The sequence below is a fragment of the Hydrogenophaga sp. FW305-3-2-15-A-LB1 genome, assembly GCF_058787875.1.
In genome coordinates, this window is the sequence record NZ_JBYTAE010000079.1 from 12,520 (window position 1) to 30,892 (window position 18,373).

The 18,373-nt window shown below is 69.8% G+C and carries 18 protein-coding genes; 9 read left to right on the plus strand and 9 right to left on the minus strand.

All coding sequences use genetic code 11. The annotated features are described in order from the left end of the window. Positions 1-18 precede the first annotated feature (18 nt). Complete coding sequence (locus AC3WPZ_RS21750) at positions 19-2,991, minus strand: L-glutamate gamma-semialdehyde dehydrogenase (protein ID WP_492441495.1); 2,973 nt, start codon at positions 2,989-2,991, stop codon at positions 19-21. Between the two features lie 106 nt (positions 2,992-3,097). Between AC3WPZ_RS21750 and AC3WPZ_RS21755 the strand changes: the two genes are divergently transcribed. Together AC3WPZ_RS21755 and AC3WPZ_RS21760 are read left to right on the plus strand one after the other, a co-directional pair. After that, the gene (locus tag AC3WPZ_RS21755) at positions 3,098-3,568 is read left to right on the plus strand and encodes an Lrp/AsnC ligand binding domain-containing protein (protein ID WP_297395587.1); all 471 of its coding nucleotides are present in this window, start codon (positions 3,098-3,100) and stop codon (positions 3,566-3,568) included. A gap of 69 nt (positions 3,569-3,637) precedes the next feature. Then, positions 3,638-4,186: a DUF3617 domain-containing protein gene (locus tag AC3WPZ_RS21760; RefSeq protein WP_492441497.1), complete on the plus strand. Its 549-nt coding sequence runs from the start codon at positions 3,638-3,640 to the stop codon at positions 4,184-4,186. On the opposite strand, the gene AC3WPZ_RS21765 is transcribed toward AC3WPZ_RS21760, so the two are convergent. After that, a complete protein-coding gene (locus AC3WPZ_RS21765; RefSeq protein WP_492441499.1) occupies positions 4,170-4,889 on the minus strand; it encodes a YggS family pyridoxal phosphate-dependent enzyme in 720 nt (239 codons plus the stop codon). The genes AC3WPZ_RS21760 and AC3WPZ_RS21765 overlap by 17 nt on opposite strands. Positions 4,890-4,928: 39 nt before the next feature. Here AC3WPZ_RS21765 and AC3WPZ_RS21770 point away from each other — a divergent pair, with 39 nt between their 5' ends. The 3 genes from AC3WPZ_RS21770 (at position 4,929) to AC3WPZ_RS21780 (ending at position 8,227) form a co-directional block, all read left to right on the plus strand. Then, on the plus strand, positions 4,929-5,972 hold the full coding sequence (locus AC3WPZ_RS21770) for a type IV pilus twitching motility protein PilT (protein WP_291121788.1): 1,044 nt from the start codon (positions 4,929-4,931) through the stop codon (positions 5,970-5,972). Between the two features lie 112 nt (positions 5,973-6,084). Then, the gene (locus AC3WPZ_RS21775; protein ID WP_291120124.1) at positions 6,085-7,221 is read left to right on the plus strand and encodes a PilT/PilU family type 4a pilus ATPase; all 1,137 of its coding nucleotides are present in this window, start codon (positions 6,085-6,087) and stop codon (positions 7,219-7,221) included. A 103-nt stretch (positions 7,222-7,324) separates the two neighbouring features. Beyond that, entirely contained in the window at positions 7,325-8,227 is a 903-nt protein-coding gene (locus AC3WPZ_RS21780; RefSeq protein ID WP_492441501.1) for an NAD(P)-dependent oxidoreductase, read from the plus strand. Positions 8,228-8,337: 110 nt separating this feature from the next. Here the strand turns inward: AC3WPZ_RS21780 and AC3WPZ_RS21785 are convergent, their stop codons facing one another. Genes AC3WPZ_RS21785 through AC3WPZ_RS21795 form a run of 3 tightly spaced genes read right to left on the minus strand, consistent with a single transcriptional unit; the run spans position 8,338 to position 10,091 of the window. Next, on the minus strand, positions 8,338-9,000 hold the full coding sequence (locus AC3WPZ_RS21785) for a BON domain-containing protein (RefSeq protein ID WP_382153509.1): 663 nt from the start codon (positions 8,998-9,000) through the stop codon (positions 8,338-8,340). Then, positions 8,997-9,617, minus strand: coding sequence for an SIS domain-containing protein (locus tag AC3WPZ_RS21790; protein ID WP_291120132.1), 621 nt, complete (start codon positions 9,615-9,617; stop codon positions 8,997-8,999). The genes AC3WPZ_RS21785 and AC3WPZ_RS21790 overlap by 4 nt, the downstream gene beginning before the upstream one ends. 36 nt (positions 9,618-9,653) lie before the next feature. Continuing rightward, complete coding sequence (locus tag AC3WPZ_RS21795; protein WP_382163836.1) at positions 9,654-10,091, minus strand: YraN family protein; 438 nt, start codon at positions 10,089-10,091, stop codon at positions 9,654-9,656. On the opposite strand from AC3WPZ_RS21795, the gene rsmI reads away from it, so the two are divergent. Beyond that, on the plus strand, positions 10,082-11,002 hold the full coding sequence (rsmI, locus tag AC3WPZ_RS21800) for a 16S rRNA (cytidine(1402)-2'-O)-methyltransferase (RefSeq protein WP_492441504.1): 921 nt from the start codon (positions 10,082-10,084) through the stop codon (positions 11,000-11,002). The genes AC3WPZ_RS21795 and rsmI overlap by 10 nt on opposite strands. Here rsmI and AC3WPZ_RS21805 read toward each other — a convergent pair. Further along, entirely contained in the window at positions 10,996-11,358 is a 363-nt protein-coding gene (locus tag AC3WPZ_RS21805) for a hypothetical protein (protein WP_492441506.1), read from the minus strand. The two genes, rsmI and AC3WPZ_RS21805, sit on opposite strands and share 7 nt — an antisense overlap. Positions 11,359-11,484: 126 nt before the next feature. On the opposite strand from AC3WPZ_RS21805, the gene AC3WPZ_RS21810 reads away from it, so the two are divergent. From AC3WPZ_RS21810 to AC3WPZ_RS21820, 3 genes are all read left to right on the plus strand, one after another. Further along, complete coding sequence (locus AC3WPZ_RS21810; RefSeq protein ID WP_492441508.1) at positions 11,485-12,078, plus strand: DUF502 domain-containing protein; 594 nt, start codon at positions 11,485-11,487, stop codon at positions 12,076-12,078. Positions 12,079-12,219: 141 nt separating this feature from the next. After that, positions 12,220-12,846 (plus strand): dioxygenase family protein, encoded by a 627-nt coding sequence (locus tag AC3WPZ_RS21815; RefSeq protein WP_492441510.1) that lies wholly within the window; start codon positions 12,220-12,222, stop codon positions 12,844-12,846. 23 nt (positions 12,847-12,869) lie between these two features. Continuing rightward, entirely contained in the window at positions 12,870-13,880 is a 1,011-nt protein-coding gene (locus tag AC3WPZ_RS21820; protein WP_492441512.1) for a metal-dependent hydrolase, read from the plus strand. Here AC3WPZ_RS21820 and AC3WPZ_RS21825 read toward each other — a convergent pair. From AC3WPZ_RS21825 to dinG, 3 genes are all read right to left on the minus strand, one after another. After that, complete coding sequence (locus tag AC3WPZ_RS21825) at positions 13,877-15,379, minus strand: phospholipase D family protein (RefSeq protein ID WP_492441513.1); 1,503 nt, start codon at positions 15,377-15,379, stop codon at positions 13,877-13,879. The genes AC3WPZ_RS21820 and AC3WPZ_RS21825 overlap by 4 nt on opposite strands. A 61-nt stretch (positions 15,380-15,440) precedes the next feature. Further along, positions 15,441-15,911 (minus strand): CopD family protein, encoded by a 471-nt coding sequence (locus AC3WPZ_RS21830; RefSeq protein ID WP_382153490.1) that lies wholly within the window; start codon positions 15,909-15,911, stop codon positions 15,441-15,443. 24 nt (positions 15,912-15,935) lie between these two features. Continuing rightward, the gene (gene dinG, locus AC3WPZ_RS21835; RefSeq protein ID WP_492441516.1) at positions 15,936-18,266 is read right to left on the minus strand and encodes an ATP-dependent DNA helicase DinG; all 2,331 of its coding nucleotides are present in this window, start codon (positions 18,264-18,266) and stop codon (positions 15,936-15,938) included. Between the last annotated feature and the right edge of the window lie 107 nt (positions 18,267-18,373).

Genomic DNA, 18,373 nt, shown 5'->3' on the forward strand with positions numbered 1-18,373 from the left:
TCGAAACGTGTCGGATGGTTACCCGGTGAACAGCGCCACGTTGCCCCCGGCCGCCGTGGTGTTGATGGTGAGCGTCTGCTCGGCGCAGAAGCGCTGCAGGTAGTGCGGACCGCCCGCCTTGGGCCCGGTGCCGCTGAGGCCTTCGCCCCCGAAGGGCTGCACGCCCACGACAGCGCCGATCATGTTGCGGTTCACGTAGACGTTGCCCACGCGCGCCGCGCCGGCCAGCGCCAGCGCCCGGCTGTCGATGCGGGTCTGGATGCCCAGCGTGAGGCCGTAGCCCAGCGCGTTGATCTGCTGGATGACGCCCATCGGGTCGCCGCCCCAGCGCACCACCTGCAGCACCGGGCCGAAGATCTCCTGCGCCACCTCGGCGATGCCACCCACCTCGTACATGCGCGGCGCGACCAGCTGAGGCAGGGCCGGCGAGCGGTTCGCGTCGAGCAGCGGCCGGGCCTGGGCATTCAGGCGCTGCAGATGGCGGCCGATGCCCTCGAAGGCTTCGGCGTCGATCACCGGCCCCAGGTCGGTGGCCAGATCGGCCGGGTCGCCCGCCACCAGCTCGCTCGCCGCGCCCTGGATCATCGCGATCACGCCATCGGCCACGGCCTCGTGCACGCACAACAGGCGCAGCGCCGAACAGCGCTGGCCCGCGCTGCGGAACGCGCTCTGCACCACGGCATCGGCCACCTGCTCGGGCAGGGCCGTGCTGTCCACCAGCATGGCGTTGATGCCACCGGTCTCGGCGATCAGCGGCACGATGGGGCCGTCCTTCGCGGCGAGCGCGCGCTGGATCAGCTTGGCCACCTGCGTCGAGCCGGTGAACACCACGCCGGCCACGCCGGGCTGCGCCACCAGCGCCGCGCCCACGGTATCGCCCGGGCCGTGCAGCAACTGCAGCGCGTCGGTAGGCACGCCCGCCGCGTGCAGCAGCTTCACCGCTTCGAGCGCGATGGCGGGGGTCTGCTCGGCCGGCTTGGCCAACACGGTGTTGCCCGTGACCAGCGCCGCCGCCACCTGGCCGGTGAAGATCGCCAGCGGGAAATTCCAGGGGCTGATGCAGACCCAGGCGCCGCGCCCTTCCAGGCGCAGCGTGTTGCTCTCGCCGGTGGGCCCGGGCAGGGCCTGCGGTGCCATCACGCGCTCGGCGTCGTTCGCGTAATAGCGCAGGAAATCGATCGCCTCGCGCACCTCGGAGACCGCGTCGTTCCAGCCCTTGTGCGCTTCCTTCACCAGCAGCGCGCACAGCCGCGGCATCTGCTGCTGCATGGCGTCGGCCGCGCGGCGCAGCGTGGCCGCGCGCTCGGCCAGCGGCGTGTGGTTCCAGCCGGCAAAGGCCCGCACGGCGGCATTCACGGCGGCCGGCGCGTCGGCGGCGCGGGCCTCGGCCACCGCAGGCACCACCAGCGCCGCGTGCGCGGCCAGCAGCGGCTCGCGGTGCGCGACCACCGCGAGGTCCAGCCCCTGGCTGTTGGGGCGCGCCGGGCCGTACAGGTCGGGCGGCAAGGGCAGCGTGGACGCGAGGGCCTCGGGCCGGGACTGTGCCAGCGGCGACACCAGCAGCTCGTCCATGCCCACCGACTCGTCGGCCAGCTGGTGCACGAACGACGAGTTCGCGCCGTTCTCCAGCAGGCGGCGCACCAGGTAGGCCAACAGGTCGCGGTGCGCGCCCACCGGGGCGTAGACGCGGCACGAGACGGCCGGGTTCTTCAACACCTCGCGGTAAATGCCTTCGCCCATGCCGTGCAGGCGCTGCAACTCGAACGGCGTGCCCTGCTTCGCCGCCATCTGCAGGATGGCCGCGATGGTGCCCGCGTTGTGCGTGGCGAACTGCGGGTGGATCGCGTCGTGCGCCGCGAACAGGGCCCGCGCGCAGGCCAGGTAGCTCACGTCGGTATGCGGCTTCTGCGTGAACACCGGGTAGGCCGGCAGGCCCAGCTCCTGCGCGCGCTTGATCTCGGCGTCCCAGTACGCGCCCTTGACCAGGCGGCACATGAACTTCAACCGGTGCTGCCGCGCCAGGCCCGCCACGTGCTCGATCAGCTCGACCGCCCGCGTCTGGTAGGCCTGCAAGGCCAGGCCGAAACCCTGCCATTGGGGGCAGTGTTGCGCCACCCGGGTCGCCAGGGCCTCGAACACGGCCAGCGAGAGTTCGAGCCGGTCCACCTCTTCCGCGTCGATGGTGAGGTTGAGGCTGGCGGCGGCCGCCGCCTCGCACAGCGACCACACGCGCGGCACGAGCTCGCGCATCACGCGGTCGTGTTGCGCGTCCTCGTAGCGCGGGTGCAAGGCGCTGAGCTTGATCGAGATGCCGTCGTTCTGGCCCGGGTGCCGCGCCGGGTCGGCGCTGCGCGCGATCGCCGCGATGGCGTTGCGGTAGCTCGCGAGGTAGCGCAGGGCGTCTTCGTCGGTGCGGGCGCCCTCGCCCAACATGTCGAAGCTGAAGCGCAGGTTGGCCTGGCGCCTGCGCGCCGAGGCGGCCTCCTTCATGCCCTCCTCGATGGTCTGCCCCAACACGAACTGGCGGCCCAGCAACTGCACCGCGCGCAGCGTCGCGGCCACCACGGTCTTGGCGCCCAGCTTGGCCATCAGACCGGGCTCGCTGCCCGCCTGCGGCAGGAAATGCTTGGACATGGCGATCGCCGTGGACGAGAGGCGCGCCAGCGTCGAGTCGGCCGCGCCATCGAAGTCGGCTCGGCCCAGCTGGTCGGCGGTGAGGGCGATCGCGGTCTCGGCGTCGGGCACGCGCAGCAGCGCCTCGGCCAGTCGCATCAGGGCCAGGCCCTCGGCGCTGGAGATCGGGTACTCCTTGAGCAGGCTCTCCATGGCCCAGAACGGCGGCGGGTTCTCGCGCACCGCGCGCACCCAGGGCGCCGCATGGTCCGCGGCGGCTACCCAATCCAGGGCACCGCGCAAGGCGCTCAGGCGCTGGGCGAGAACGCCGGCTTCGGGGCGGTAAGGGAACGGCAGGCGGTCTTGGGCACGGGGCATTGGAACACTCCAGAAAGGCGGGCAATCGGTGAATTCACGCATGGTGCCGCCGAATCAGCCGAGTTTTTCACCAAAAATATCAGCTCCAACCGGATAATTCACCACCATGTCCGACACCCAGGAACCCGATCGCATCGACCTGAAGATCCTGCAGCTCCTGCAGGCCGACGGCCGGCTGACCAACCTCAAGCTGGCCGAGGCGGTGGCCCTGTCACCCACCGCCGTGCTCGCGCGCACCCAGCGCCTGCAGCGCGACGGCTACATCCTGGGCTACGAGGCGCGGCTGAACCCGCTCAAGCTCGGGCGGGGCATGATGGTCTTCGTCGAGGTGCTGCTCGACCGCACCACGCCCAACGTGTTCAACGAATTCAAGGCCGCCGTGCAGGTGCGCGACGAGATCATGGAATGCCACATGGTCGCCGGCGGTTTCGACTACCTGCTCAAGACCCGCATGGCGGACATGGCCGCCTACCGCGACTTCGCCGGCAGCGTGTTGTGGCAGCTGCCCGGCGTGCGCGAGACGCGAACCTACGCGGTGATGGAAGAGGTGAAGAACAGCTCGCGGCTGCCCTTGTGATCCATTGACGCCGCCGTTGACACGCCCACCCGGCGCCGCACAATGGCACTCTCACCCATGGGAGCCGCCATGCACCACACCACCATCACCCCCCTGTTGCTGGGCGTCACGCTGGCCGCCACCACCGCGCACGCCCAGAGCATCAAACCCGGCCTGTGGGAGATGACCCAGAAGGTCGGTGGCAGTGCCCAGATGGACCAGGCCATGGCGCAGATGCAGCAGCAGATGGCCAGCATGCCGCCCGCGCAACGCAAGCAGATGGAGGACATGCTGGCCAGACAGGGCAAGGCCATGCCCACGCCGGGCTCGGGCGGCGGCATGGCCATGAAGGTCTGCATCACGCCCGAGATGGCCGCGCGGCAGGACATGCCGATGCAAGGCGATGGCGACTGCACCAACACCGTCACCTCGCGCAGCGCCACCGCGCTCAAGATGAGTTTCGTCTGCAAGAAGCCCCCGTCCTCGGGCGAAGGCACCTACACCTTCAGCGGCGACGCCGCCTACACCGTGAAGATGGTGATGAACACCACGCACCAGGGCAAGCCCCAGACCATGACCATGGACGGCCAGGGCAAGTGGCTGTCGGCCGACTGCGGGACGGTCAAGCCAAGGAAGTGAGCTTGGCGGGGCGGCCGCCGAACACGGCGCGCCCCACGCGCACCATGGTCGAGCCGGCGGCGATGGCGGCCTCGAGGTCATCGCTCATGCCCATGGACAGCGTGTCGAGTGCCAAGCCCGCGCCATTGAGTTGATCAAACAACTCCTTCACCTGCAGGAACACCGCGCGCTGGGCTTCGAAGGTCTCGGCCGGTTCGGGGATGCACATCAGGCCGCGCAGGCGCAGGTTCGGCAAGCGCGCCACCGCCTGCGCCAGTTCGCGCAGTTCGGCCGGCGCCACGCCCGCCTTCGTGAGGCCACCGTCCACATTCACCTGCAGGCACACCTGCAAGGGCGGCAGCCCTTCGGGGCGCTGTTCACTGAGGCGCTCGGCGATCTTGAGCCGGTCCACCGATTGCACCCAGTCGAAATGCGCGGCCACCAAACGGGTCTTGTTGCTTTGCAGCGGGCCGATGCAGTGCCATTGCGTTGGCGTCGGCGCAACAGCCGACTCGCGCAGCGCGAGGATCTTCTCGACGCCTTCCTGCACGTAGTTTTCGCCAAAACACCGCTGACCGGCGGCCTGCGCCTGACGAACGGCGTCCGGTCCGAAGGTCTTGGAAACCGCGAGCAAAACCACCGCCTCCACGGGGCGTCCGGCATGTGAACAAGCACGCGAAATGCGCTCTTTCAGCCCTTGGAGATTGCGTTCAATGGTCGTCATAATCTGCCGTCATACCTCAACACCGCACGGGACCCCGGGATGGATATCACCCAACTGCTGGCTTTCAGCGTCAAGAACAAAGCATCCGATCTTCATCTCTCGGCCGGTCTTCCACCCATGATACGGGTGCATGGTGATGTGCGACGCATCAACGTCGAACCGCTGGACCACAAGCAGGTCCACGGCATGGTGTACGACATCATGAACGACAGCCAGCGCAAGCAGTACGAAGAGTTCCTGGAGTGCGACTTCTCGTTCGAGATCGAAGGCCTGGCCCGCTTCCGCGTCAACGCCTTCAACCACAACCGCGGCGCTGGCGCGGTGTTCCGCACCATCCCGAGCAAGATCCTCACGCTGGAGCAACTCAACGCACCCAAGATCTTCGGCGACCTCGCGCTGCGCCCGCGCGGCCTGGTGCTGGTGACCGGGCCCACCGGCTCGGGCAAGTCCACCACGCTCGCCGGCATGGTCAACCACCTCAATGAAACCGAGTACGGCCACATCCTCACGGTGGAAGACCCGGTGGAGTTCGTGCACGAGTCCAAGAAGTGCCTGGTCAACCAGCGCGAGGTGGGCCCGCACACGCTGAGTTTTTCGAACGCGCTGCGCTCGGCGCTGCGCGAAGACCCGGACGCGATCCTGGTCGGCGAAATGCGCGACCTCGAAACCATCCGCCTGGCGATGACCGCCGCCGAGACCGGCCACCTGGTGTTCGGCACGCTGCACACCTCCAGCGCGGCCAAGACCATCGACCGCATCATCGACGTGTTCCCGGCCGAAGAGAAAGACATGGTGCGCGCGATGCTCTCCGAATCGCTGGTGGCGGTGATTTCGCAGACGCTGTGCAAGACCAAGGACGGCTCGGGCCGTGTCGCGGCGCACGAGATCATGCTGGGCACCAGCGCGATCCGCAACCTGATCCGCGAGGCCAAGGTGGCGCAAATGTATTCGGCCATCCAGACCGGCAACAGCGTGGGCATGCAGACGCTGGACCAGAACCTCTCGGAGCTGGTCAAGCGCAATGTGATCAGCCCGGCGGAAGCACGCGGCAAGGCGAAGATCCCCGAGAACTTCCCGGGCTGAAATGACGACACCCACGCTCCACCGCTGCGCGGGTCGCTGCCCCCCAAGGGGGCTGGCCTTGCTTGGGGCGGCCCTGCGCGGCGGCCGTCGCTGCTGATCAAAGGACACTCTCATGGAACGCGACCAGGCATCCAAATTCATCAACGACCTGCTGCGCCTCATGCTCAGCCGCTCGGGCAGCGACCTGTTCCTGACCGCCGATTTTCCGCCAGCGATCAAGGTCGACGGCTCGGTCGTCAAGGTGTCGCCGCAACCCCTGAACGCCACGCACACGCTGGCGCTGGCGCGCGCCATCATGAACGACAAGCAGGCCGCCGAATTCGAGCGCACCAAGGAGTGCAACTTCGCGATCTCGCCGCCGGCCATCGGGCGCTTCCGCGTCAACGCCTTCATCCAGCAGGGCAAGGTCGGCATGGTGCTGCGCACGATTCCCGCCGTGCTGCCCACCATCGACAAGCTCGGCCTGCCCCAGGTGCTCAAGGACGTGGCGCTCTCCAAGCGCGGCCTGTGCATCCTGGTCGGCGCGACCGGCTCGGGCAAGTCCACCTCGCTCGCGGCCATGGTGGACTGGCGCAACGAGAACACGCACGGCCACATCATCACGGTGGAAGACCCGATCGAGTTCGTGCACCCGCACAAGAACTGCGTGGTGACGCAGCGCGAAGTGGGCCTGGACACCGACAGCTGGGAGGCCGCGCTGAAGAACACGCTGCGCCAGGCGCCCGATGTGATCCTGATGGGCGAGATCCGCGACCGCGAAGCCATGGAGCACGCGATCCAGTTCTCCGAGACCGGCCACCTGTGCCTGGCCACGCTGCACGCCAACAGCGCCAACCAGGCGCTGGACCGCATCATCAACTTCTTCCCCGAAGAGCGCCGTGCCCAGCTGCTGATGGACCTGTCGCTGAACCTGCGCGCGCTGGTCTCCCAGCGCCTGGTGCCGCGCCAGGACAACAAGGGCCGGCACGCGGCGGTGGAGATCATGCTGAACTCGCCGCTGATCTCCGACCTGATCTTCAAGGGCGATGTCGCCGAGATCAAGGAGATCATGAAGAAGAGCACCCAGATGGGCATGCAGACCTTCGACCAGGCGCTGTTCAACGCCTTCGAGGCCAACCTCATCACGCTCGAAGACGCGCTGCGCAACGCCGATTCGCTCAACGACCTGCGGCTGCAGATCAAGCTCAACAGCCAGCGCGCCAAGTCGCTGGACCTGGCGGCGGGCACCGAGCACCTCACCATAGTTTGACCCCCCCGCGCCGCGCTGGCGCGCGTCACCCCCTCAAGGGGACAATGTCTGCGGCCCGGCAAAGCCGGTTCCGCGACATTTCTTGTATTGGAAGCTTCTTCACATGACCAGCATCGCCGAACGCACCTACGAATCCACCCCTGCGCGCAAGGTCGCCTTCATCGGCCTGGGTGTCATGGGGTACCCCATGGCCGGGCACTTGGCGCGCGCCGGCCACGCTGTGACGGTCTACAACCGCTCCAGCGCGAAGGCGGCCGCTTGGGTGGCCGAGTTCGGCGGGGCGCACAAACCGACGCCGCGCGAGGCGGCCCAGGGCGCCGACATCGTGTTCGCCTGCGTGGGCAACGACGACGACCTGCGCTCCATCGTGCTCGGTGCCGACGGCGCTTTCGCCGGCATGTCGCCCGGCGCCGTGTTCGTGGACCACACCACCGCCTCGGCCGACGTGGCGCGCGAGCTGCATGGCGCGGGCAAGGCATTGGGCATCGCTTTCGTGGATGCCCCCGTCTCGGGTGGCCAGGCGGGCGCGCAGAACGGCGCCCTGACCGTGATGTGCGGCGGTGAGGCGGCCGCGTTCGACGCCGCCAGGCCGGTGGCCATGGCCTTCTCGCGCGCCTTCACCCGCATGGGCGAGAGCGGCGCCGGCCAGCTCACCAAGATGGTCAACCAGATCTGCATCGCCGGCCTGGTGCAAGGCCTGTCCGAAGCGATCGCCTTCGGTCAGAAGGCCGGCTTGGACATGACCCAGGTGCTGGACGTGATCGGCAAGGGCGCGGCCCAGAGCTGGCAGATGGACAACCGGGGCAAGACCATGGTGGCCGACAAGTTCGACTTCGGCTTTGCCGTGGACTGGATGCGCAAGGACCTGGGCCTGGTGCTGGACGAAGCCAAGCGCAACGGCGCGCGCCTGCCGGTCACCGCGCTGGTGGACCAGTTCTACGCCGACGTGCAGGCCATGGGCGGCCAGCGCTTCGACACCTCCAGCCTCATCAAACGCTTGAGGTAGGTTCCCCCCGCGCCGCCTTCGGCGTCACCCCCCAGGGGGCAACACGTGCGGCCCGGCGAAGCCGGTTCCGCCGTGTTCTGGATGGCGCTACCGCTGGCGCCGCTGTTTGCTTACTTCGCAGGGTTGGTGGGCGCCGGCTGCTTGGCGGCGCCGATGTTGGCGAGTTCCTGCTCGGAGATGATTTCGAACACGCGCACCACGCGCGACACGTTCTGCGTGTTGCGCGCGATGTCGGTGGCGCGGTCGGCTTCGCGCTGCGTCACACGGCCCATCAGGTACACCGTGCCACGCTCGGTCAGCACCTTGAAGGCGCTGGCCGAGAGGTCCTTGGCGTCCACCAGCGAGGCCTTCACCCGGCCGGTGATCAGCGTGTCGCTCGCGCGCTCCTTGAGCGAGGGGCTGTTGGTCACGCCCAGCTCGTTGATGACCTCGCGCACGTTCTCCACGCCGGACACGATCTGCGTGACCTTGGTCTTGATCGCCTCGCTGGAGGCCTCGCCGGTGATCAGCACGCGGCGGTTGTAGCTGGAGAGGTTGTAGCGCGCGTGCGCGTCGCCCAGCTCGTCCTTCAGGCGGTTGGACGCCCTCAGCTCGATGCCCTGGTCGTCGAGCTGCGCGCCCGAGGTGCGGCGGTCCACCGCCACCAGCGCGGTCACGGCCGCGCCGCCCACCACCAGGGGCGCGCAGGCGCTCAGCGTGGCGCCCAGGGCGGCCACGGCGAGCGCGGCGGCGGCGATGCGATGGAAGGAAGGGGTGTTCTTGATCTGGCTCATGAGGCACTCTCCATAGGGGTGTTGGACTCGTCGGGCAGGCCCAGCAGCTGGGCGTCCACGCCGTCGCAAATGCAGTGCAGCACGAGGTGATGCACTTCGAGGATGCGGGCCGGCAGCTCGTGCGGCACGCACAGGTGCACGTCGGTGTCGCGCAGTTGCATCGAGAGGCGGCCGCCGCGCGCGCCGGTGAGCGCCACCACGACCATTTCGCGCTCGTGCGCGGCCTCCACCGCCGCCAGCACGTTGGCCGAATTGCCACTGGTGGACAGCGCCAGCAGCACATCACCGGCCTGGCCGAGCGCGCGCACCTGGCGGGCGAACACCGCGCGGGCATCGAAATCGTTGGCGATGCCGGTGAGCACCGCCGCGTCGGACGAGAGCGAAAACGCCGCCAGCTCGGGCCGCTCGCGTTCGTAGCGGCCCACGAAGCTGGCCGCGAAGTGCTGCGCGGCCGCGGCCGAAGCGCCATTGCCGCAGGCCAGCACCTTGCCGCCGCCCGTGACGCTGGCCAGCACGGCCGCGATGGCCGACTCCACCATCGGTGCCAGGGACTGGGCGCACTGGTACTTCAGGTCGGCGCTGTCGATGAACTGTTGCTGGATGCGTTGCAGAAGCATGGCGCGATCATAGCGGTGAGGGGTGTATCCATTTGCTCAGAATGCCACGGAGGCATCGAAGGCGGCGCGCAGCCACTCGATGCGCACCGGCGTCGGCGCGTCGAACGCGCCATCGATCAGCACCACATCGAAGCGGCATGCAGGCTCTGAGCCGAGCCGCAGCAAAAAGTGCCGCGCCGCGAACACGATGCGGCGTTGTTTCACCCCGGTGATGCTGGCGCCGGCCCCACCCTGGCGCTGGCTGGCGCGCTGGCGCACCTCGACGAAGACCAGCGTGCCATCGGGCTCGCGCATAATCAAATCGACTTCGCCACCGCCCCGGCCCGGGGTCCTGAAGTTGCGCCGCACCAGCGCCAGGCCATGGCGCCGCAGGTGGACCAGGGCCGCATCCTCCGCGGCGTCGCCCCGGTCCTTGGTGGTCTGTTTCGCCGCGCCGCTCCCCGAGGGCGCCGCCTGTTTTCTGGATGTCCACATTGTCTGCAAGCACTCCATCCCTGTTGGCCGCCGCCCGCGACGCGGCGGGGCACCAGCATTATCCGCAGGGCGCGCTCTACATGGTCGCCACCCCCATCGGCAACCTGGCCGACATCGGGTTGCGCGCGCTGCAGGTGCTCTCGCTCGTGGACACCGTGGCCTGCGAGGACACGCGCCACACCGCCGCGCTGCTGCAGAGCTACGGCCTGCACAAGCCGCTGCTGGCGCTGCACGAACACAACGAGGCCGAGGCCGCGCAGACCGTGGTGCACCGCCTGCAGGAAGGCCAGCGCATCGCCTACGTGAGCGACGCCGGCACACCCGGGGTGAGCGACCCGGGCGCGCGCCTGGCCGCGGCCGTGGCCGGCGCCGGCCTGCGCTGCCTGCCGATCCCGGGCGCCAGCAGCATCACCGCGCTGCTCAGCGTGGCCGGGCACAGCGGCTGGGACGGTCGTTTCGTGTTCGCTGGCTTTCTCTCGCCCAAGGCGGCCGAGCGCCAGCGCGAGGTGCAGCAGATCGGCGCCGATGCGCGCGCCTGCGTGCTGCTGGAGGCGCCGCACCGCATCGAGGCTTTGGCCAAGGACCTGGCCACCCTGGGCCCACGGACCCTGACCGTGGGGCGCGAGCTGACCAAGCAGTTCGAGGAGATCGCGCCCATGCCCGCCGAGGCCCTGCCCGGCTGGCTGCAGGCCGGCGCGCACCGCACGCGCGGCGAGTTCGTGTTGATGGTGCACCCGCTGACGGCCGAGGCGGTCGAAGCCGGCGCGGTGGACGCGGCGGCGCTGCGCACGCTGGACCTGCTGCTGGCCGAACTGCCGCTGAAGACCGCCGTGCGCCTGTGCGCGGAGATCACCGGCCAGCCCCGCAACGCCCTGTACGAGGCCGCGCTGGCCCGGCGGGCCGATCAGTAGATCACGCGCGCCGTGTGGTCGGGGCCCGATCGGGACCCCGGTTCGCGCGCCGGGGGCGGTGCGTCGGGCACCTCGGTGGCCTCGACATCCACCACATCGCCCATGGGCCGGCGCACGCCGCCCGTGCCACCTGGCCACACGCCCTGGGTGTAGCGCTGCGAGGTCTGGCGAAAACGGCTGAACACCACCGCCGGAGCGGGCTTGCGGCCGGTCACCAGCGACCAGAGCGAGACGCCGACCACCACCACCAGGGACGCCAGCAGCAGGCTGAGCACGAAGACCAGGGCGGCCAGGGCCAGCGCCAGCCGGATCACGCCACGCAGCACGCGGCCAAAGAAGTCGAAGAGTCCATTCATGGATGAGAGAGCCTCCTGGCCCCGAGGGAGTTCCTGAACTGGCGCGAACACCAGGCATGCCACCCGGCATGGGGCAAACAGCGGGCAGATGGGGGCATTCTGGCGGTTTGCAAGCCACCTCGCGGTATGCTCCCGCGTGTGAAACCGATCTACCAGTACTTCTTCCGCGGCCTGATCACCTTCCTGCCGGTGGCGCTCACGGTCTACGTGCTGTACCTGTTCATCGTCTGGGTGGAAACCATCGCCATGTGGGCGATCCGACCGCTGGTCGGCGACTTCTACCTGCCTGGCCTGGGCATCGTGATCGGCGCGGCCATGATCTTCGGCCTGGGTTTCCTGATCTCCCAGCCCGTGACGGCGCGCATGCTCTCCTGGGTGGAGCTGCCGTTCACCAACCTGCCGGTTGTCAAAAGCATCTATTCCTCGCTCAAGAGCTTCGCCGACTACTTCGCGCCCAACAAGAAGGACGCCCAGCAGCAGGTGGTGATGCTGAAGATGCCGGACAACGAGATGACCATCGTCGGCCTGGTGACGCGCCAGAACATGGCCGGCCTGCCGCCCGGGCTGGCCGAGCTGGACCACGTGGCGGTCTACCTGCCCATGGGCTACATGATCGGCGGCTACACCGTGTTCGTGCCACGCAGCTGGACCACGCCGATCGAGATGTCGGTCGAGGAAGCCATGCGAGCCTCGCTGCTCGCCTGGATGAGCACGAAGTAACCCCCCGCGCCGCCTACCTACGGCGTCACCCCCCAGGGGGCAACACCAGCGGCCTGGCAAAGCCAGTTCCGCGGTGTTCTGGCCCGCGGAACTTGCGCCCGGACGGATCTTCCAATCAGACTGCCGTCTTTGGAGACTTGCATGAGCACCCATCCCCTCCGCCGCCGCCTTCTCATCGCCAGCGCCGCCGCCGTGGCCGCACCGGCCTGGCTGTCGCCCGCGATCGCCCAGCCGAAGCCCCTGCGCCCCACGCCGAGCCAGACCGAAGGCCCGTTCTACCCGGTCACGCTGCCGGCCGACAGCGATGCCGACCTGCTCAGGAACGGCAAGGCGGTCTACAGCAAGGGCCAGCCGACCTGGGTCGACGGCACGGTGACCGACCTTGCCGGCGTGCCGGTGGCGGGCGCGGTGGTGGAGATCTGGCAGTGCGACCACGAAGGCCGCTACCACCACCCCGGCGACGGCGGCAAGGCCGACCCGGCGTTCCAGGGCTTCGGCCAGGTCACGGTGGGCCGCGACGGGCGCTACCGCTTCCGCACCCTCAAACCCGTGCCCTACACCGGCCGCACGCCGCACATCCATGTGAAGGTGCGGCTGGACCGGCAGGAATTGCTTACCACCCAGCTGTACGTGGCGGGCGACCCCGGCAACGAGCGCGACGGCCTCTGGCGGCGCATGAACGAAGAGGCCCGCGCCGCGGTCACCGTGCCCTTCACCCCCGGCAGCGACGGCCTGCGCGCCACCTTCCCCATCGCCGTGCAGGCTTGAGGCCGGGCGGCTAAGCTCGCCGCATGGATTCATTGACCCAGATTGCCCTCGGCTCGGCCGTGGGCGTGGCCGTGATGGGCCGGCGCACCGCCGCGTGGAAGGCCGCGCTGTGGGGCGCCATCGGCGGCACCCTGCCCGACCTCGACGCCTTCATCAACCACGGCGACGCCATCCTCAACATGACGCGCCACCGCGCCGAGAGCCATGCGCTCTTCGTGCTCACGCTGGCCGCGCCGGTGCTCGCCTGGATCGTCTCGCGCGTGCACCGCGAGGCCGCGCTGTTCACGCGCTGGTGGCTGGCCATGTGGCTGGTGCTCATCACCCACCCGCTGCTCGACACCATGACGGTCTACGGCACACAGCTGCTGCAGCCGTTCAGCGACTACCCATTCGCCGTGGGCAGTGTCTTCATCATCGACCTGGCCTACACCCTGCCGCTGATCGTGGGCGTGGTCGCGGCGCTGCGGCTGAAGTCCGCGCGCGGCCTGGCGTGGAACACCGCCGGGTTGGTGCTCAGCACGCTCTACCTGGGCTGGAGCGTGGGCGCGCAGCAGCACGTCACGCGGGTGGCGCAGGCGTCCCTGCAGGCCGATGGCATCGCGGCCGAGCACCTGCTGGTCACGCCCTCGCCGTTCAACACCGTGCTCTGGCGGCTGGTGGCCACCACACCCACCGAGTACCGCGAGGGCTTCTACTCGCTGCTGGACGACAGCCCGCGGATCACCTGGACGGTGCATGAGCGCGGCGCGGACCTGATCGCGCAACACCGCAACGAGCCCTACCTCGCGCGCATGGCGGCCTTCACCCACGGCTTCTACAGCGTGTCGGCCACCGAGGGCCATCTGTTCGTGACCGACCTGCGCATGGGCCAGGAGCCGCACTACACCTTCCGCTTCGACCTGGGCACCGACACCGAGCGGGACAACGGGGGCCACCGCCCCACCCTGAACGGCTCTCGCCCGGACCTCGCCACCGCGCTGCCCGGCCTGTGGCACCGGCTGCTGGGCAACCGGCCACCGTCACCGGCGAGCTAGAGCAGCCACTCGATCGGCAGCACCGACAGCAGGCCGATCCAGGCGCGTTGCCCCAGCGAGCTGCCCGGCTCGCGGGTGTGGCGGATCTCCTGGCCATCGCGGCGTTCGATCCACACCAGATCGCCCCGCTCATCGAGCCGCACCGCGTACGCCGTGGCCGGTACCTCGCGGTCGAAGGCCTCGGCGACCGCGCGCGCCATGGCCGGGCTGTCGATGATGAACCCCAGCTCGGTGTTCAGGTGCGCCGAGCGCGGATCGAAATTCATCGACCCCACGAACACGCGCTCGCCGTCGAGCGCGAAGGTCTTGGCGTGCAGGCTGGAGCCCGAACTGCCAAACACGCCCGAGCGGCCCATCACCACCGCGCTGCGGCGCATCTCATACAGCTCGATGCCGCCGCGCAGCAGGTCCTGGCGGTAGCGCGCGTAACCCGAGTGCACGGCCGACACGTCGGTCGCCTCCAGCGCGTTCGTCAGGATGCGCACGCGCACGCCCCTGGCCGCCAGGCGCTCGAAGACCGCCACGCCCGCCGCGGTGGGCACGAAGTACGGCGAGATCAGATCCAGCGAGCGCACCGGCGGGCGCGCCAGCACCTGGGCCAGCTGGTGGGTCACCAGCCCCTCCTTCTCGGCCAGCCCCAGGCCTTTGCGGGGATCGTCGCTGACCATCTCCACGCGCGCCCACTGGGGCACGATGCCCCCCGTGAGCAGGTCGGTCACGAAGCGCGACTCGCGCAGGGCCTGCAGGTAGCGCGTGGCGCGCGGATCGCGCTCGGCCTGCACCGCGGCGTCCGGTGCCGCCACCACCGTCCCGGCCGGGACGATGCGGTCGATCGGGTAGGCCGAGGCGCTGGCCCAGTAGCGGTCGAAGTCGGCCGACAGCTCGGGCACCACCGCCCCGGTGGCCAGCACGTCGAGATCGGCGAACAGCACGCCATCGGTGGCGCCGAAGTACTCGTCGCCCACGTTGCGCCCGCCCATGATGGCGGCCTGGCTGTCGGCGACCAGCGCCTTGTTGTGCATGCGCCGGTTGGCGCGGCTGAAGTGCGTGAGGTAGCCCAGCGCCTTGGGCTGGCGGATGGAGAACGGGTTGAACAGCCGCACCTCGATGGCCGGGTGCCGGTCCAGCGCGAGCAGCTTGCCGTCCATGGCCACGCCGTTGTCGTCCAGCAGCAGGCGCACGCGCACGCCGCGGTCGGCCGCCTCGCGCAGCGCGTTGAGCAAGAGGTTGCCGGTGATGTCGTCGCGCCAGATGTAGTACTGCACGTCCAGCGTGCGCTCGGCCGCGCGCACCAGCAGCACGCGCGCCGCGAACGACTCCAGCGCATCGGCCAGCGGCAGGATGCCGGACTCGCCGGGATGGGCCTGCGCGTCAGCGCTCAGCACACGGCCCAGCGCCGTGGCGGCGGCCTCGGCCGGCGCCAGGGCCCGGGATTCGGTGCGCCCTTCCAGCGGAGGCAGGGCACAGCCCTGGAGCAGGGCAGTCAGCAACGCCATCATCCACCCACCTCGTTGGAAGATCCCCATGGAAGGCACGCTCATGACGGCGCGGCGGAGGCGTTCAGCCCATCAGCAGCGTCACACAGACGATCACGACGCCGATGCACAGGTTGACGAACACCCAGCTGCGGATGGACGCCATGGCCGCGCCAGCCGCGGGCCAGTCGCTCGCGGCCACGGCGCGCGTGAGGCGCTTGAACAGCGCGAAGCGGATGTGGCCGAAGATCAGGATCATCACGATGCCCAGCGTGGCCATGATGGTCCAGTCCAGCGGCATGTTGAAGGCCAGGCCGGCCTGCACCGTTTCCTTGGCCGTGCGGCCGATCATCCACAGGCCCGTGGCCAGCACCACCAGAGAGGCCCACAGCACCACCGAGAAGAAGCGCTTCATCACGGCCTGCAGCAGGCGCAGGCGCACCGGCGGCTCCAGCGCCTGCACCGAGGGGCGCAGAAAGAAGTGCGCGAAGGCCATGCCGCCCACCCACAGGATGACGGCCAGCACGTGGATGAGTTTGAGGGCGGAGAAGATCATGCGCGGGGCTTTCTGTGAGGAAGGTCAGGCTTCGGTCAGCACGCCGTCCACGCGGCGCTGCAGCCGGTAGGGCGGCAGGCCCTTGAGCATGCGCCGTCCGTAGGACTGGCGCAGCAAGCGGGCATCGTAACAAACGACCACCGCCTCGTCGGCCTCGGTGCGCAGCGCGCGCCCGGTCCATTGCAGCAGGCGCGCGCCGGTGGCGGGCACCACGAGTTCGCTGAACGGGTCGCGGCCCTGGCTCTTGAGCCAGTCGGCGCGTGCCTGGCCCACCGGGTCGCTCGGCGAGGCGAAGGGCAGCTTGGTGATGAACACCCATTCGCACAACTCGCCGGGCAGGTCCAGCCCCTCGCCGAAGGACTGCAGGCCGAACAGCACCGAGGGCTTGCCCTCGGCCACGCGCTCGGCGTGGCGGCGCAGCAGCACGGTGCGCGAGGCCTCGCCCTGCACCAGCACGCGGTCGCGCAGCGCGCCGTGTTCGCCGCGCTCCAACAGGCTCTGTGCCTGGCGCATCTGCGCGCGCGAGGTGAACAGCACCAGCGCGCCGCGCTCGACCTCGCGCAGGTCGGCCATCAGCAGGGCCAGCATCTCGCGCGTGTAGCCGTCCACGTCCTTGGGGTCGGCCGTGGTCTGCACCACCACCAGACGGCCCTGGCGCGCGTGGTCGAACGGGCTCTGCACCTCGCGCGCGGCCACCGCGCCGTCCCAGGCCAGGCCGGACTCGTGCAGGAAGTGATCGAAGCTGCCGCAGGTGGTGAGCGAGGCCGAGGTGACCACCGCCGCGCGCACCTGGTTCCACAAGTGGTTGCGCAGCAGGCTGCCGGGCTGCAATGGGCAGGCGTGCGCGGTCAGCGTGACCAGGCCGTGGCTCACGCCGGCCTCCAGCCACTTGGCCAGGGGCGGCTGCCCGTCGCCCGCCGCCTGCTGCCAGTAGCTGGCGGTTTCCTGCGCGCTCTGCAGGCGCGGCGCGAGCACGCCCAGGCGGCTGTAGAGCTTGGCGCAGCGCGCCGCGTCGCCCGGGTTCTCGCGCGCATTGGCCTTGAGCTGGGTGGCCAGCGCCTCGAACACCTTCAGCAGGCTGCTGGCGTTGGCGTGCAGCTTGCCCACCACCTCCAGCCACTCCGCCGGCAGCACGCCGCCGTCGAAACGGTCCACCACCGGCGCGCCGGCGTCGTTGAAAGAACCGCCACCCGCGCGCGCGGGCGAGCGGCCGGCGGACCGGCCGGTGAGGTCCAGCCAGGCCGGCAGCGAGCCGATGCGCTGCATCGCGAGCCGCGCCAGCTCGGTCTGCGCGCTCTTGAGTTCCTTGGTGAACGCGGCCACATCGATGGTGGGCTTGTGGTCGATCGCCGTGGCCACTTCGTCCACCGCGCGCGGCAGCTTGTCCAGCCAGTGGCCTCGCATCAGGTCCATGGAGGCGGTGAACTGCCCCTGCGCCACCGAGCCCAGGTGATGGGCCTCGTCGAACACGAGGTAGCAGTCCTGCGGCGCGGGCAACGCGTGCAGGCCCAGGGTGGAGAGCAGCAGGTCGTGGTTGACGACGATCACCTGCGCCTGCGCCAGTTTGGCGCGCGCCTGGTAGTAACTGCAGCTGTTGTAGCTGGGGCAGTGGCGCGCGGTGCAGGTGTGGCGCTCGGCGGCCACGGGCGCCCACAGGCTGCCGTCGGGCGGGTCGTCCAGCCGGTCGCGGTCACCGTCCCAGCTGCCGCCGTCCAGCGCGTTGGCCCAGGCGGTGTACTGCACGCCGCGCTCCTGCCAGCGCGCCGCGGCGGCGGCCGAGGCCACGGCCTGCGCCGCCATGCCGGCCGCGCTGGTGTCGCCACCCCCATCGTCGCTTTCGAACAGGTCGGCGCTCGCCGCGTCGCCCCCGCTGAGCTGGTCCAGTTTGAGGCGGCACACGTAGCGCCCGCGCCCCTTGGCCAGCGCGAAGCTGAAGGGCTGCGGCAGCGTGGCGGCCAGCGCGGGCAGGTCCTTGGCGATCAGCTGTTCCTGCAGCGCCACCGTGGCGGTGCTGATGATCACGCGCTTCTGCTGCGCCAGCGCGAGCGGAATCACCGTGGACGCGTAGGCCGCCGATTTGCCCACGCCGGTGCCCGCCTGCACCACCGCGATGCCGCGCGCGGGCAGCGCCGCGTCGCTCGCCACCGCGCCGTCGCCCAGGGTCACACCCGAGAGCGTGTGCGCGATGTGGGCCGCCATCTCGCGCTGGCCCGGCCGCGCGCGGTAACCCGGCGCGTGCGCCACCACGTGGTCGAACGCGGCCAGCGCGATCGCCTCGCGCGCCAGCGGGCCGGCCACCGGCGCGGCGGATGCGCCGGTGTCGGCGGAAGAGGGCTCAAGGGTGGGGGTGGACATGCGAACGCAAAAACAAACGCCGATTGTCCCAGACCGGGCCCGATGTCACCCGGCCATGGTGCAATGCACCACCCTCCCCCCTGACAATGTGATCCATGGCCCAGCCC